The sequence below is a fragment of the Arthrobacter sp. Y3224055 genome, from assembly GCF_059090825.1.
The window spans coordinates 323,230-336,230 of record NZ_JBNHGB010000004.1; the positions used below are offsets into that span (position 1 = coordinate 323,230).

Below are 13,001 nucleotides of genomic sequence, written 5' to 3' on the forward strand. Positions count from 1 at the left end.
GCAGGTGGGCGGCGCTTGGGCCCGCCGGAGCCGGTGTCTGACCGGCAGCCGTTATCGGGGCGCCGCTGGTTGCGCTGCCCGCCGGATCACGATCCTCGTGGTTCACCCGTAGCCCCCGTCCCCCTCAGCAGGCCCTGGACGTCCCCCGACGCCACCACATGGAAAACCTGCAGACGAATTACCTCAAGATGGCGGCTTTCGTCAGCCGCCGCGACCTGTGAGGTGGTCTTAGCGTACGGCTAAAATTCCACGACTCAACCTCTTTTTCCGGCGCTTTTCGATAGCTGTCGAAATGTGACATGGGCGCCATTTTTGTGATGGATGTGAAAGGCCGGATTGCACTTGAAAGCATTGACAGGACCGCTGCCTGGCACTAAAGATGGCACCCGCCCAAGCGCCATCTGCGGCATGGAAGCACGCTGCTAGAGCACGCGCTGGTGAACGACGGCCGACCCTTCGGCGGGTACCGGGACCGGTTGCGGAACTCCCTGCAGATAGACCAGGAAATCCTCGCTGTGCTGCCTTCGGTGGAATGCAGTCAGGACGCCGACATGCTCATCCCCGTTGGCCGTGGTCACTGAGACGACCCGGCCGATGGCGGTGGGCCTTAAAGCCTTGGCAGGGGTGGCCATTCTCTTACCTCCGAAAGCCAGAGAAGGTGCATGGATTAAGGCTACGCCCCACGTGGCGCAGCGGCAGGATGTTCAGCGAGACCAAAGCCCCGGCGAGGTTCGGGTTGGTTGGGCCGCGCCCGAGGGGTTGTGGACGTGTGCCGGATCGGCGACAGTGATAAGGAGCCGTGCTACGGGTTGGATGAGGGCGTATGAAAAGAGCGCTGGACATCGACGCCTTCGTTGCGGGCGTGCTCCGGGGCCCCCTGACGAACACCTGGTAAATCAGCTAAACAAAGTATCTCCGGATCAGGAGCAGTAATGACGGAAAACGTTCAGCCCGGCGGCGAAGACGCCGTCAGCGAAAACATCGAAGAGTATCAGCAGGATGACCGGCTTACCCCGGCCGACCGCATGGACCTCATTGCCAACGCCGTCGCCGAGGACGCCGACCGGGACGACGAATCCCGCAACCCCGTCAAGGACGAAGGAGCCGGCGACTCCTCCTAGAGAACCTGCGGCACGCTGCGGGACCGGCGGGCAGCCGAGGTAACGGCAGGACAGTGCTCCGGCGACCGCTCGCGCCGACAACCCGCGGGCCTGGCCCCTCCGGTACGTGTTGAGGAAACAAGCACCATGATCGACTCCGTCCGGGCATCGAGTCACGGGCACCCGATCGCACTAAACCGGCACCAGCTTGAGGGTGCCGCTGAGACGCTGCGGCTGCTTGGAGAACCCACGCGATTGCACCTGCTGTTGGTCCTGACCGCCGGACCGGCGGGTGTCGCGGAGCTGGTCGAGGCGACCGGTTCTGCCCGCACCATCGTGAGTCAGCACTTGGCGAAGCTGCGCCTCAGCGGCCTGGTCAGTGCCCGCAAGGAAGGGCGCAAAGTCATTTATTCGATAAGCGACAACCACCTGAATCGGTTGATTCAGGAAGCCATCAGTCACGCTGGCCACGCCACGCCCGGGCAGCCCGAGAAGGACTGAGGGCAGGTATCGGCCGGGCTCCGACATCCAGCGTGCCGAACCGGCAGCACCACCCGACGGAGGCGCCGTTACGCAGTCCTTCAAGCCGCCACGGGCATCTTTTATTGGGCAAGGCACTCCCGTTGACACTGGGTAATTACGGGGTGGAAAATTCTGAACATACCGATAGGTGCGCAGTTGCGGGGATATTTTTGCAACGGCGCAAACCTTCGTCCGGGTCTTCCCTGGTGGCGCTGAGGCAACCAGAGCGTCGGCGCATCTCGCGATTTGACGCGGGCGACGCCGAAGGAGGCGTTCTATGGACGCGAAGGATGGATCTCGGGGCGCGGTTACCTTCCTCAACAGGCATGAGGCGGAGACCCTCGATGCGCTGGCAGGACTGATAATACCGGGATCAGAGGAAGATCCAGGGGCCCAGGAAGCGGGAGCGGTTATCTATATCGACCGCGCTCTTGCGGGGCCTTACGGGAAACTGCAGCGGTTGTACCGTGCCGGCCTCGCAGCCCTTGACGAGAGTTGCGTCCAGCGACAGGGGCGTACGTTCGTCGAGCTTGACGAGGGAGAGCAGAACTCCGTCCTGGAACAGCTTGCAGGAAGTGGGCTGGACAGTGCGGTGGGCGCCGAACGTGCGGAATCCGACGGGGCGGAGAGGCCCGACCTCGGATTGCTGCCGTATTTTTTCGCCGTAGTGAGGCAGCACGTGGTCGAGGGGACATTTGGAGACCCCGTCTACGGGGGCAACAGGAACGCCGTCGGTTGGCGATTAGTTGGATTTCCGGGCGCCCATTGGGGATACGGCGAAGACGAGATGGACTACGGATTCGACGCCGCGGCCCTGCCCGTCGTAACCCTTCAGGACCTGCGGCATGAGCGAGAGCAGCGTAAAGGAGAGCCGGACCATGGCTGAGCATGTGGACATCGTGATTGTCGGCCTTGGTGCAGCCGGCGGGGTAATGGCGAAAGAGATGGCTCAGGCCGGCATGAGGGTTGTTGCCCTCGACAAGGGTCCGCGCTATGTGGATGAAGATGTCGAGGTCAAGCACGACGAGTTGCGGTACTTCGTCCGGCAGGAAATTTCCCCCAACATGGGCAGCGACCCCGTGACGTGGCGGCCCAACAGGGAGGGAACCGCAAGCGTTTTGCCGTGGTCGGTCGGACCACTCGCTCTCGGTCCTTTGTTTGTGCCTCCCTCCATCGGGGTGGGCGGGGGAACGATCCACTGGGCCGCGTGGGCTTGGCGGTTCCGCGATGCGGAGCTGCGCCTGCGGACTACGCTGAGCGAGCGTTTAGGCGCGGAAGCAGTGGCGGACACCGCCATTGTTGACTGGCCGATGGGGTACGACGAACTCGAACCGTATTACGAGCGGGCCGAGTACGAGATCGGAGTCGCGGGCAAGGCAGGTAACCTCGACGGGGAGATTCAGGAGGGTGGGAACCCGTTTGAACCGCCGCGGAAGCGTGACTATCCCATGCCGCCGCTGCGGATGACGGCGGGTGACAAACCATTCTCGGAGGCAGCGAAGCGGCTTGGCCTTCACCCCTTCCCTGCTCCGGCAGCGGTGAACTCCGTGGAGTACCAGGGAAGAAGCGCTTGCGTGTACTGCGGATTCTGTCGGGACTACCCCTGCCACGTTGGCGCCAAGTCGAGCAGTGCGGTCGCCCTCCTTCCGCAGGCTCTCGAAACGGGCAACCTCGAGATCCGCCCGTACTCGCGTGTTTTCGAGGTGAAGCGGGATGCGACCGGGAGGGCCTCCGGTGTGCGATACATCGATCTCGTGCGGGAACAGGAACGAGAACTCGACGCCGACTACGTAGTGCTCTCGGCATACGCCTTGGAGAACACCCGGCTGCTGTTGGCTTCGGGCATCGACGGGAACGGCGTCGTCGGCAAGTACTTCATGACACATAACTACGGCTGGTTCACCGGCACTCTTCCGGACTGGACTAACCCGTTTGCCGGTCCCGCGGTTGCGACCAGCGTGATCGATGACTACACCTCGGAGCTCGTATCCGGTGACGGCGCGGTCTGGGGCAGCCCGATTATTGGCTTTGGCGGGGATGTTCAGCCGGTGGAAGCCACCCGGAATATGCCGGATTCGGCACCGAAATTCGGGCAGGGGTTCAAGGACTGGATGCGGGACAACTACCGGCGTACTTTCAGCATGTACCACCAGACCGCGACCTTCCCACGTGAAGACTTCTGCTGCGATCTGGATCCGAAGGTTAAGGACGCGTTCGGTCAGCCGGCGCTACGGATCACCCATGACTGGACGTCGCGCGACGAACAGGACGTGCAGTTTATGCAAGGCAAGAAGCGTGAAATCGCACGTGAGATGGGAATGCTTGAGTGGTGGGAGGCGCCGACCGCGCCGCCTTACCACGTGTCCACCCACGAGGTAGGTACCCACCGAATGGGCGACGATCCGGGCACCTCGGTCGTGGATCGCTACGGCCAATGCCACTCCGTGCCCAACCTCTTAGTTCTCGGCGGAGGACAGTTTCCCACCTACGGCGCCTATAACCCCACGTTGACGATCTATGCGCTGGCTTACATGGCGGCTGATCATCTTCGGGCGGAGACCGGGGCGAAAGCGCGCGCCGAGGTTCCTCATCGCTGAAAGGTTGGAAAGATGCCGGTCGTACAGGTCCACATGCGGGCGGGCCGGTCCGCAGAGGACAAGCGCAGGCTCATCGAGTCCATTACCGACGTCGTGGTAGATGTCCTGGGCTCAAAGAGGGAAAGAGTAGTGGTCCTCTTGGATGAGATCGATCCGGGGAGCTGGGGTCAGGGCGGCCGGCTTCTTGCTGACGAGTTATCGGAGAAGACGTGATGGGTGGTTCCCATGTCCTGTCCGGTGAACGATCTTTCGACGCGGTTCCGTAGCTCGAAACCTGGCACAGGGCGGGCGATGAGATGACTGTTTCCTCGGTGGCCTCGCTGCTGGCGACGCTCAACCAGGCCACTGTCTACGACCTTGAACAGCCCCGGTACGCCGGTGCCCCGATCTTTGCGGCGCACCGTCCCGGGTTCATTTACACACTCCACCGGCGGCATGAATCCGGGCTAGGTGAAGCCAGGACCAGTGCCTCCGGATTGATCGTCACCGCAGAGCACGCCGGCACGCACATTGATGCGCTCTGCCACCAGGCGGTGGACCTGCGGATGTTCGGCGGCCTGCCGGCTGACGCCAAGACGCAGACTTCTTCCGGTTTCACGGAACTTGGCGTGGAGACAATAGCTCCCATCATCGCCCGCGGCGTGCTGGTCGACATCCCGCGGCATCGCGACGTGGAGCGGCTTCCAGCAGGCACGGTCGTTGGAGCGGATGAGCTGGAGGCTGCCGCCTCAGAGCAGCGTGTTCGGGTGACCGCGGGCGACGTCGTCCTCGTCCGCACAGGCAGCGGGTCTCTTTGGAACGAACCGGATGAATATCTTCAAGGCGCCGGCCTTTCCGCCGAAGCCTCGGAATGGCTTGCGGATCGTCGGGTGCAGGCTGTAGGAGCTGACAACGTTGCATGGGACGCCGTGCAACCGGACCCCCGGCGCGGGAGCCTGCCGGGGCACGTGGTGCTCATCGTCCGCAACGGGATTTACATCATCGAGAATCTGCAGCTCGAGGAGCTCGCTGCCTCCGGCAGTCAAGAATTCATGTTCATATGCCTGCCGCTCAAGATGGTCGGCGTGACAGGATCACCTGTTCGCCCGTTGGCTGTGGTGCCGGCATGAACAGCCGGCTGGATGCCGCCTTGCGGGCTATCTGCCGAGCCGACCCTTGCCTGCGCGCCCGGTGCCTTCGGCGGCTCCCCGGGACCCAGGGCCAGGCTATTGCAGACGCGTCAAGACCACTACGGTGACCGCCTGAGGAAAGGAGAAGGCGAAATGGCACACAAGGACGTGCCGGCTACCGGGCCGGCACAGGAAGGTCCCAAGAATCGAGGCCGCGTTCCGGCAACCGCCGTTGGAGCGCTCATTTTCCTGTGGCTCGTCTATGCGATGAACGCAAATACGCGCCAAATCTTCTACTACGTCCTGCCCCCGATGGTTGAAGAGTTCGATCTGACGCCGGAGGAAGCCGGTGTCGTCAGTACGATCGTGACGGTAGCTGTGGCATTGGTGGCAATTCCCGCCGGCGCCTGGTTCGATCGGGGCGGACATGGCTGGGCCCGCAAATACCGCAACGCGATCGTCGCGGCCGGATACTTCCTGTTCTCCATTCTCACGGGCATAGTCGCACTCACGAAGACGATCTGGAACGTCGTCGTCATCCAGTCCATCAAGAACGCCTTCGGCGGCGCAGGCGAAGCGGTCGAGGTCACGTCGATGGTCGAGTGGTATCCCGTGGAAAAACGGGGTCTGGCGCTCGGGATACAGCACGCGGCATACCCTTGGGGCACAGGCTTGGGCGCCATCGCCACCGGGGCGATTCTGGCCACCTTCGGGCCGGAGAACTGGCGGTATGTATTCCTGATCATTCCGCTGGCGATGATTCCTATCTGGATCGGCTGGTGGTGGTATAGCTCTCCGAAGCGCTACGAAAAGTTCGAAGACGACACCCAGGCCGCGGGGCTAACCAAGCCTCTCGCCGGTGGGGCCGGCGCCGAGCAGCGGCACGCCGAACCCGGTGCGCTGCGCCGCAGCCTTGCGAATCCGAACATCTTGGTTCCCGCGCTGGCATCAATGTTCGGGATCATGATCTACACGGGGATCAGCTTCTGGCTGCCACAGTACATCGCCTTCGTGGGCGGTTTCAGTTTCGCGGAAGCCGCCGCCTACAGCGCCGTGTTCACGATCACCGGCGGTATCGGGCAGATCTTCTGGGGTGTCGTTTCCGATTACATCGGGCGAAAGCTGAGCCTGATCATCGCCTTTGTGTGGCTGGCGATCGGCCTCTATCTCCTGCGGTTTTCGGCGGTGAGCTTGACCGTTCTGATCGTGGTGCAGCTCATCGCAGGTCTTGCGACGAACGCCATCTTCCCTGTCCTTTACGCGTTCGGCTCTGACTCGGCAGAGCCTGGTGCCATGGGGACGGCGAACTCGATTCTCCTGTTCTTCCTTTACATTGGAGGCGTTTCCCCCCTCGTCCTTGGATGGCTGATTGGACTCGGAGGCGGGTTCGAAAGTGAAACCGGATACTTCTACGGCCTCTACTTCCTGGTGGCCGTGGCGGTCATCTCGGCAATCATCATTGCGCTGTTCACACGCGAGACGGTGGGGCGGTTTAAGGACCGCGATAGGGCCCTGGTCTCCCGCGAGCGCACCCACGTGCGTCCGGGGCTGCCCCAGGAGTAAGTCGTCACCCTTGCGTCCCCGGCCGCGGCCCATGGCAGTGATCTCAATCGATGATAAGGAGAAACCGATGGGAATGAGTTACGAGCAAGCACGGCAGGCGCTGGAAGCGGCGCTCGACAAGGCCACGGAGATCGGGTCCCCCTCCAGTGTGGCCATCGTCGACTCCGGGCGTGAACTGGTTGCGTTCGCGCGGCAGGACGGGGCGCTTCTGGCTAGCACCGAGATTTCGGTGGGCAAGGCCTACACAGCGTGTTCGATGAAGATGGCAACGAAGGACATCGGACCCTTGACCCAGCCAGGCCAACCCCTCTATGGGCTCGAGTACACACACCATCGCCCCCTCGTTACCTTCGCCGGAGGACGGCCCTTGGAGATCGCGGGGGAGATCGTCGGTGGCGTCGGAGTAGCCGGGGGAACCGTCGACCAGGATGACGAGATTGCGGCCGCCGCGCTCGCGGCTCTCACCTCGTAGGAGGAATGCATGCAGCTCCAGGGGAAAAAGGCGATCATCACGGGGGCGGCAACGGGTATCGGGGCGGTCACCGCCAGGGCGTTTGCTCAAGAAGGTGCGGCCGTCGTTGTGGCCGACATCAACGAGGACAACGGCTGGCGTGTGGTCGAGGAAATCCGCAGTCAGGGCGGCGCAGCAGAGTTCGTCCGCACCGACGTAACCAAGGAAAGCGACGTAGAGGCGCTCGTGAAGCAAGGCACAGAGACGCTGGGTGGTCTCGACGTCTTGTTCAACAACGCAGGGGCCCAGCGCTCGGGGGCCATCACCGGTTTCGAGCAGGATCAGTGGGACCTGCTCATGGCGGTCAACCCCCGCTCCTGCTTCTTCGGTGTCAAGCATGCCGTACCTGTCCTTCGCGAACAGGGAGGCGGGTCGATCATCAACATGGCATCGCTGGCTGCAGTAAAGGGAGGTGCCGGCTTGACTGCCTACTCCGCGTCCAAAGGCGCCATAGTGGCGTTCACCAAGGCACTGGCCCCCGAGCTCGCGCCTTACCGCATCAGAGTTAACAGCGTTTGCCCCGGATGGATCGACACTCCGTTCAACCGGCCGGCAATCGAGTTCATGGGCGGTGCGGAGGAGCAGGAACGCGTCGTCAAACAGATCGTACCCATGGGCCGTCAGGGAACGCCGGAGGAAATCGCGCCCATCGTGGTGTACCTCGCCTCGGACGGCTCCACCTATATGACCGGACAAGCACTGGTAGTGGACGGAGGCGTGTACTGACGGGGCGCTTTACGGGTTTGCTCATGGATCGGGTCGATGACCTCGTCGTCGCTCGCCCTGCCAGCGGAGTGTGAAAGGCGGTAGCGGTGTGGCCGGGGCAGGAGCTCACCTCAAAGTAGGGGAATCTCCCACTGCTTCTTTTGCGGTCCGGGCGTCGGCTCTTGCTGCACGGCCGGTGCTCACCTAGGTTGAAGGTGGACGGTCGCGGGCAGGTTCCCGTTGGGGGAGTCGGCGCTGCCGTTCCAGAAGGAAGATCAGCATGGCAACAGGCACCGTCAAATGGTTCAATGCCGAAAAGGGGTTCGGCTTCATCAGCCAGGACGACGGCGGGCCGGACGTGTTCGCACACTTCTCGGCCATCGCCGCCAGCGGCTACCGCTCGCTGGAGGAAAACCAGAAAGTTGAGTTCGACGTCGTTCAGGGACAAAAGGGACTGCAGGCCGAGAACATTCGCCCGCTTTAACACACGCTCAAACCAACGCCCCGCTCTCCGAAAGTGCGGGGCGTTTGTGTTGCAGCCGCCGTGAACCGCACAGGCTAGGGGACTCATTACTTACGCTGCGTCATCTTGGCAGACGTGAGAGCCCTCGAATTCCTTTCGCTCCGCGCTGGTAGGTAATCGCCAAGTATGCTTACTATCTTGACAAGGGCGTCCTCTGCCAAGAGAACGGAGATCCATGTCTGCGATGCCCGCATCCCATCCGGGACTGACTGGAAACAACCTCTGAAAGGCACGCACAGTGTTTCTTCTCTTCGGTCTCAAGACCGCCCTTCGCGATCTGCCCGGACGGATGGCTACGTGCCAGTATTGCGGCCGGTTCGTGCACCATCGCCTGCAGGAACGCGCCACCAAACTCACAGTCTTCTTTATTCCGGTCTTCACAACATCCAGGGGCTTAGTCATCACCTGCACGAACTGCGGGCGGAGCTCCACAACGAAATCCCGACAGAAGAACGCACTCTTTAGCTAGCTGAGAGACTGCGTTTCACCTGGAAGGACATTTTTCCGAGGCGGCATAGGGCCTCGTTGTCTTGGCCGCGCCGTTCATACCGGCAGGCGCGCGGCGAAGCGGAGCGGGCGTCTCGTCCCCGCTGGCCGGGTCTCAGGCCGCGGCCGCTGTTGAAGCTGCTAGTTGCGTCACGCCGTTTTGTGCACTCGCACACTGACGTCCCTTTCGCGCCCTTGTAGCGTCACATGCACACCCTCCGAAAGACCTAAGCCAAGAAGGAACCTCTGTCGATGACGACACCTGTCTTATCTCTGTCAACCGCACAATCCGAGCACGGCACGTCGGCTCCCACCCAGGACGCGGGACCGCTGGAGAACGCCCACAGGCAGCTTGCTTCAGCAATCCGTACGCTGGGATACAGCGAAGGGCTGCACCAGTTGCTGGCCCAGCCGCGCCGGGAGCTTTCCGTGAGCATCCCCTTGCGCCGGGACAACGGCAGCGTTGAGGTTCTCACCGGTTACCGCGTGCAACATAATTTTTCCCGCGGACCCGCCAAGGGCGGACTGCGTTACAGCCCGCACGTCTCCTTGGACGAAGTGCGTGCACTGGCAATGTGGATGACGTGGAAGTGCGCTCTGCTGGACGTCCCTTACGGCGGCGCCAAGGGCGGGATCACTATTGATCCGCGGAATTACTCGCAGCAGGAATTGGAGCGCGTTACGCGCCGCTACACCAGCGAAATCCTGCCGATCATCGGCCCTGAGAAGGACGTGCCGGCGCCCGACATCGGCACTGACGAACAGACCATGGCATGGATGATGGACACCTATTCGGTCAACGTCGGATACACGGTTCCAGGCGTGGTGACGGGCAAGCCTGTCAGCGTTGGCGGTTCCCTCGGCCGTTCGAGCGCCACATCCAGGGGCGTCGTGCACGTCGCGCTGGCAGCGCTTGCCCACGCCGGGCTTGATCCACGGCAGAGCACCGCGGCTGTTCAAGGCTTCGGCAAGGTGGGAGCCGGAGCCGCAGAGTTCCTTGCCGACGCCGGAGTCAGCGTTGTGGCTGTGGGCGACCAGTATGGGGCCATCCATAATGCTGACGGCTTGAACATCCGTGCCCTGCAAGACCATGTCAAGGAGACTGGCAGCGTCGTCGGCTTTGCCGGCGCAGGTGCCATGCCTTCGGATGAGCTGTTGGAGCTTGAGGTGGACCTGCTGGTCCCCGCAGCAGTAGAAGGCGTGCTGCACGGCGGCAACGCCAACAAGGTGCGCGCCAAGGTCATCGTGGAAGGCGCCAACGGCCCCACCACGGCGGCGGCGGACGTCATGCTGCAGGACAAGGGCGTGCTCGTTGTTCCGGACATTCTCGCCAATGCGGGCGGCGTCATCGTCTCCTACTTCGAGTGGGTGCAGGGCAATCAGGCCTACTGGTGGACTGCTGCCGAAGTTGAAGAAAAACTGGAACACCGGATGTTGGCGGCGTGGGAGAACGTCCTGTCCATTGCGTCCAAGCGCGGCCTGAACCTGCGCGAAGCCGCTACCGTGACGGCCGTCGAGCGTGTGGCACAGGCGCACCTGACCCGCGGGCTCTACCCCTGATCCTGACTGCGCGCGTCGGCGGGGTTTCGCATGCCCCGCATCAGGGACCGGGCCGGTTGGGGGATGTTGCGGAACGATGGCGACATCCCCCAACCGGTGGCGGCACCCTCGTTTTACCTCTCTTACCACCACGCAGCGGTCAAAATACTGCACAAGATTGAGGAAAGGTCTCCCATGACGGTAGACAATTGGAAAGACCTAACAGGCCAGCACGTTCAGATCCGCAAGGACGGGAAAGCCGTCCGGAAGGGCCGGGTCGAAGAGGTGACGCGGGCAGCGGACGCGTTGTGGCTGGAATGGCACGGTGGACACCTGAGGCAGCTGTACGAAAAAGCTGAAGGTTATTCGGTAGAGCTCGTTCCAAGCCCGTAAGGCGCGGAAACAGAAGAAGCTCTGGCCGTTACGGGTGGTCGTCAAACGCGCGACTCAAGCTTGGCAAACTGTCCCGATCTGCGGCGAAAGCAAAAGGCCCCACTTCCCTTCTTTAGGAGGGGAGCGGGGCCTTGCTAGTGGCGGTGACGGTGGGATTTGAACCCACGTTGGCTTTCACCAAACAACATTTCGAGTGTTGCACCTTCGGCCGCTCGGACACGTCACCAACGCGTCAACTTTACCCGCTGTTGGCTTGAGCCCCAAAACGGCGCGGTCGGCACCTGAGTCAGAGGGGGAGTTCGCCGCGGTGCTGCGCGAAGAACTCGCGAAGCATGGCGGCCGACTCCTCCCTGCGGACCTCCGGGTAGACCTCCACCCAGTGGTTCAGCCGGCGTTCGCGCAGGATGTCGAAAACACTGCCCGCCGCCCCGGCCTTCTCATCCCACGCCCCGAAGACAACTTTCGGGATGCGGGCGAGCACGATGGCGCCGGCGCACATGGCGCAGGGCTCCAGCGTGACCACCAGCGTGCAGCCTTCCAGGCGCCAGGAGCCGAGCTTTCTGGCCGCCTCCCGAATGGCCACCATTTCGGCATGGCCGGTCGGGTCGTGCAGCGCCTCCCGTTCGTTGCGTCCGGAACCCAGAACCGCGCCGTCGGGCCCCATCACCAGGGCACCGATCGGCACGTCGGAGGTCTCCAGGGCCAGGCGGGCCTGGTCCAGGGCAAGGCCCATCCACTGGTGGTGCTGCGGATCAATCGGGCCCATGCCTCCATTCTGGCAGGCTCGATGTTTGGCCCTGCTATCCGGCTGCCGGTAGTTTTGTGGGATGCGCGTACTCGAAGTGGATCATCCCCTTGTTGCCCACAAACTCACCGTTCTCCGCGACAAGACCACTCCGTCGCCCGTATTCCGCCAACTCACCGAAGAACTGGTGACCCTGCTGGCCTACGAGGCCACCCGCGACGTCCATACCGAGCCGGTGGAAATCGAGACCCCGGTGACGCGGACGACCGGGACCGCCTTCACCAAACCCACGCCGCTGGTGGTGCCCATCCTGCGCGCGGGCCTCGGCATGCTCGAGGGCATGACCAAGCTGGTGCCGACCGCCGAGGTCGGCTTCCTGGGCATGGCGCGCAACGAGGAAACGCTGGACATCATTACTTATGCCGAGCGGTTGCCGGCCGATCTCACAGGCCGTCAGGTGTTCGTGCTCGACCCCATGCTGGCCACCGGCGGCACGCTGCGCGAATCCATCAAGTTCCTCTTCGCCCGAGGCGCCGCCGACGTCACCTGCATCTGCCTGCTGGCGGCGCCGGAGGGTCTGCAGGCCCTGCGCGATGAGCTCGAAGACAAGAACGTCTCGATTGTGGTGGCGTCCATCGACGAGCGGCTGGACGAGAAAGCCTACATCGTGCCCGGCCTGGGTGACGCAGGGGACCGGCTGTACGGCGTTGCCGGCTGAACCAGCCGGCGAGGTGGCACCACTCACGGAACTGCCGGCTGACCCAGCCAACGAGGGGCACCACTCACGGAACTGCCGGCTGACCCAGCCAACGAGGGGCACCACTCACGGAACTGCCGGCTGACCCAGCCAACGAGGGGCACCACTCACGGGAACTGCTGGACCGAAGATCGGGGGCCCGCACGTTCCAGTGCGTGTCCACATTTTGGACGGTTTGCAAACGCCGGTGCTTTGCTTCTAGTGCGCCTCACCACGAGGCAAAACCAACAATGCATATTTATTCATCGGCGGCCCGGAAGGGCGGTGATCGGCTGATATTTATACACGGCCGTGGTGTGATGTGTGGCACAAAAGCGCTGGTTCTTCTCACTATGTGAGACAAGCAAGCTTATATTACTTGCACGTAGGCATTGTTACGAGCCAAACTCATGGTTGTGAACAACAACGCAACAGCATCTGCAGCCGCAGCCTTCAGTTACGGGACGTATCC

General features: G+C 62.7%; 16 protein-coding genes and 1 tRNA gene. 14 read left to right on the forward strand and 3 right to left on the reverse strand.

The features are described 5' to 3' along the window. Positions 1–422: 422 nt before the first annotated feature. The gene (locus tag AC5RTY_RS12010; RefSeq protein ID WP_494139597.1) at positions 423–632 is read right to left on the reverse strand and encodes a hypothetical protein; all 210 of its coding nucleotides are present in this window, start codon (positions 630–632) and stop codon (positions 423–425) included. Positions 633–932: 300 nt separating this feature from the next. Between AC5RTY_RS12010 and AC5RTY_RS12015 the strand changes: the two genes are divergently transcribed. The 13 genes from AC5RTY_RS12015 (at position 933) to AC5RTY_RS12075 (ending at position 11,048) form a co-directional block, all read left to right on the forward strand. Next, a complete protein-coding gene (locus AC5RTY_RS12015; protein WP_494013067.1) occupies positions 933–1,121 on the forward strand; it encodes a hypothetical protein in 189 nt (62 codons plus the stop codon). 126 nt (positions 1,122–1,247) lie between these two features. Then, complete coding sequence (locus tag AC5RTY_RS12020) at positions 1,248–1,601, forward strand: ArsR/SmtB family transcription factor (RefSeq protein WP_494013066.1); 354 nt, start codon at positions 1,248–1,250, stop codon at positions 1,599–1,601. Positions 1,602–1,899: 298 nt separating this feature from the next. Beyond that, on the forward strand, positions 1,900–2,508 hold the full coding sequence (locus tag AC5RTY_RS12025) for a gluconate 2-dehydrogenase subunit 3 family protein (protein WP_494013065.1): 609 nt from the start codon (positions 1,900–1,902) through the stop codon (positions 2,506–2,508). Next, positions 2,501–4,219: a GMC family oxidoreductase gene (locus AC5RTY_RS12030; RefSeq protein WP_494024649.1), complete on the forward strand. Its 1,719-nt coding sequence runs from the start codon at positions 2,501–2,503 to the stop codon at positions 4,217–4,219. The genes AC5RTY_RS12025 and AC5RTY_RS12030 overlap by 8 nt, the downstream gene beginning before the upstream one ends. A 12-nt stretch (positions 4,220–4,231) precedes the next feature. Continuing rightward, positions 4,232–4,432 (forward strand): tautomerase family protein, encoded by a 201-nt coding sequence (locus tag AC5RTY_RS12035; RefSeq protein ID WP_494013062.1) that lies wholly within the window; start codon positions 4,232–4,234, stop codon positions 4,430–4,432. An 83-nt stretch (positions 4,433–4,515) separates the two neighbouring features. Next, positions 4,516–5,328 (forward strand): cyclase family protein, encoded by an 813-nt coding sequence (locus tag AC5RTY_RS12040; RefSeq protein ID WP_494139598.1) that lies wholly within the window; start codon positions 4,516–4,518, stop codon positions 5,326–5,328. A 153-nt stretch (positions 5,329–5,481) separates the two neighbouring features. Next, a complete protein-coding gene (locus tag AC5RTY_RS12045) occupies positions 5,482–6,891 on the forward strand; it encodes an MFS transporter (protein WP_494013060.1) in 1,410 nt (469 codons plus the stop codon). Between the two features lie 73 nt (positions 6,892–6,964). Further along, positions 6,965–7,363: a GlcG/HbpS family heme-binding protein gene (locus AC5RTY_RS12050; protein ID WP_494013059.1), complete on the forward strand. Its 399-nt coding sequence runs from the start codon at positions 6,965–6,967 to the stop codon at positions 7,361–7,363. 9 nt (positions 7,364–7,372) lie between these two features. Further along, a complete protein-coding gene (locus AC5RTY_RS12055) occupies positions 7,373–8,128 on the forward strand; it encodes an SDR family NAD(P)-dependent oxidoreductase (RefSeq protein WP_494013058.1) in 756 nt (251 codons plus the stop codon). Between the two features lie 259 nt (positions 8,129–8,387). Continuing rightward, on the forward strand, positions 8,388–8,591 hold the full coding sequence (locus tag AC5RTY_RS12060; RefSeq protein ID WP_494002279.1) for a cold-shock protein: 204 nt from the start codon (positions 8,388–8,390) through the stop codon (positions 8,589–8,591). A 328-nt stretch (positions 8,592–8,919) separates the two neighbouring features. Then, the gene (locus tag AC5RTY_RS12065) at positions 8,920–9,099 is read left to right on the forward strand and encodes a zinc-ribbon domain-containing protein (RefSeq protein ID WP_494013750.1); all 180 of its coding nucleotides are present in this window, start codon (positions 8,920–8,922) and stop codon (positions 9,097–9,099) included. 269 nt (positions 9,100–9,368) lie between these two features. Beyond that, positions 9,369–10,676, forward strand: a complete 1,308-nt coding sequence (locus tag AC5RTY_RS12070; protein ID WP_494013057.1) for a Glu/Leu/Phe/Val family dehydrogenase — start codon at positions 9,369–9,371, stop codon at positions 10,674–10,676. A 174-nt stretch (positions 10,677–10,850) separates the two neighbouring features. After that, positions 10,851–11,048: a hypothetical protein gene (locus AC5RTY_RS12075; RefSeq protein ID WP_494002281.1), complete on the forward strand. Its 198-nt coding sequence runs from the start codon at positions 10,851–10,853 to the stop codon at positions 11,046–11,048. A gap of 138 nt (positions 11,049–11,186) precedes the next feature. Here AC5RTY_RS12075 and AC5RTY_RS12080 read toward each other — a convergent pair. Beyond that, positions 11,187–11,274, reverse strand: a tRNA-Ser gene (locus tag AC5RTY_RS12080). 60 nt (positions 11,275–11,334) lie between these two features. Further along, positions 11,335–11,814, reverse strand: a complete 480-nt coding sequence (locus tag AC5RTY_RS12085; RefSeq protein ID WP_494013022.1) for a nucleoside deaminase — start codon at positions 11,812–11,814, stop codon at positions 11,335–11,337. Positions 11,815–11,875: 61 nt separating this feature from the next. On the opposite strand from AC5RTY_RS12085, the gene upp reads away from it, so the two are divergent. Beyond that, positions 11,876–12,511 carry a uracil phosphoribosyltransferase gene (gene upp, locus AC5RTY_RS12090; RefSeq protein ID WP_494024648.1) on the forward strand — a complete coding sequence of 212 codons (636 nt, stop codon included), beginning with the start codon at positions 11,876–11,878 and terminating at the stop codon, positions 12,509–12,511. The last annotated feature ends 490 nt before the right edge of the window (positions 12,512–13,001 follow it).

Excerpts from the sequence above, each read along its gene's own strand:
- AC5RTY_RS12070 (WP_494013057.1), top strand. The coding sequence starts at position 9,369 with ATGACGACACCTGTCTTATCTCTGTCAACCGCACAATCCGAGCACGGC.
- AC5RTY_RS12085 (WP_494013022.1), bottom strand. The coding sequence starts at position 11,814 with ATGGGCCCGATTGATCCGCAGCACCACCAGTGGATGGGCCTTGCCCTG.
- AC5RTY_RS12045 (WP_494013060.1), top strand. The coding sequence starts at position 5,482 with ATGGCACACAAGGACGTGCCGGCTACCGGGCCGGCACAGGAAGGTCCC.
- AC5RTY_RS12015 (WP_494013067.1), top strand. The coding sequence starts at position 933 with ATGACGGAAAACGTTCAGCCCGGCGGCGAAGACGCCGTCAGCGAAAAC.
- AC5RTY_RS12050 (WP_494013059.1), top strand. The coding sequence starts at position 6,965 with ATGAGTTACGAGCAAGCACGGCAGGCGCTGGAAGCGGCGCTCGACAAG.
- AC5RTY_RS12075 (WP_494002281.1), top strand. The coding sequence starts at position 10,851 with ATGACGGTAGACAATTGGAAAGACCTAACAGGCCAGCACGTTCAGATC.
- AC5RTY_RS12030 (WP_494024649.1), top strand. The coding sequence starts at position 2,501 with ATGGCTGAGCATGTGGACATCGTGATTGTCGGCCTTGGTGCAGCCGGC.
- AC5RTY_RS12040 (WP_494139598.1), top strand. The coding sequence starts at position 4,516 with ATGACTGTTTCCTCGGTGGCCTCGCTGCTGGCGACGCTCAACCAGGCC.
- AC5RTY_RS12035 (WP_494013062.1), top strand. The coding sequence starts at position 4,232 with ATGCCGGTCGTACAGGTCCACATGCGGGCGGGCCGGTCCGCAGAGGAC.
- AC5RTY_RS12055 (WP_494013058.1), top strand. The coding sequence starts at position 7,373 with ATGCAGCTCCAGGGGAAAAAGGCGATCATCACGGGGGCGGCAACGGGT.
- AC5RTY_RS12020 (WP_494013066.1), top strand. The coding sequence starts at position 1,248 with ATGATCGACTCCGTCCGGGCATCGAGTCACGGGCACCCGATCGCACTA.
- AC5RTY_RS12065 (WP_494013750.1), top strand. The coding sequence starts at position 8,920 with ATGGCTACGTGCCAGTATTGCGGCCGGTTCGTGCACCATCGCCTGCAG.
- AC5RTY_RS12010 (WP_494139597.1), bottom strand. The coding sequence starts at position 632 with ATGGCCACCCCTGCCAAGGCTTTAAGGCCCACCGCCATCGGCCGGGTC.
- upp (WP_494024648.1), top strand. The coding sequence starts at position 11,876 with ATGCGCGTACTCGAAGTGGATCATCCCCTTGTTGCCCACAAACTCACC.
- AC5RTY_RS12025 (WP_494013065.1), top strand. The coding sequence starts at position 1,900 with ATGGACGCGAAGGATGGATCTCGGGGCGCGGTTACCTTCCTCAACAGG.
- AC5RTY_RS12060 (WP_494002279.1), top strand. The coding sequence starts at position 8,388 with ATGGCAACAGGCACCGTCAAATGGTTCAATGCCGAAAAGGGGTTCGGC.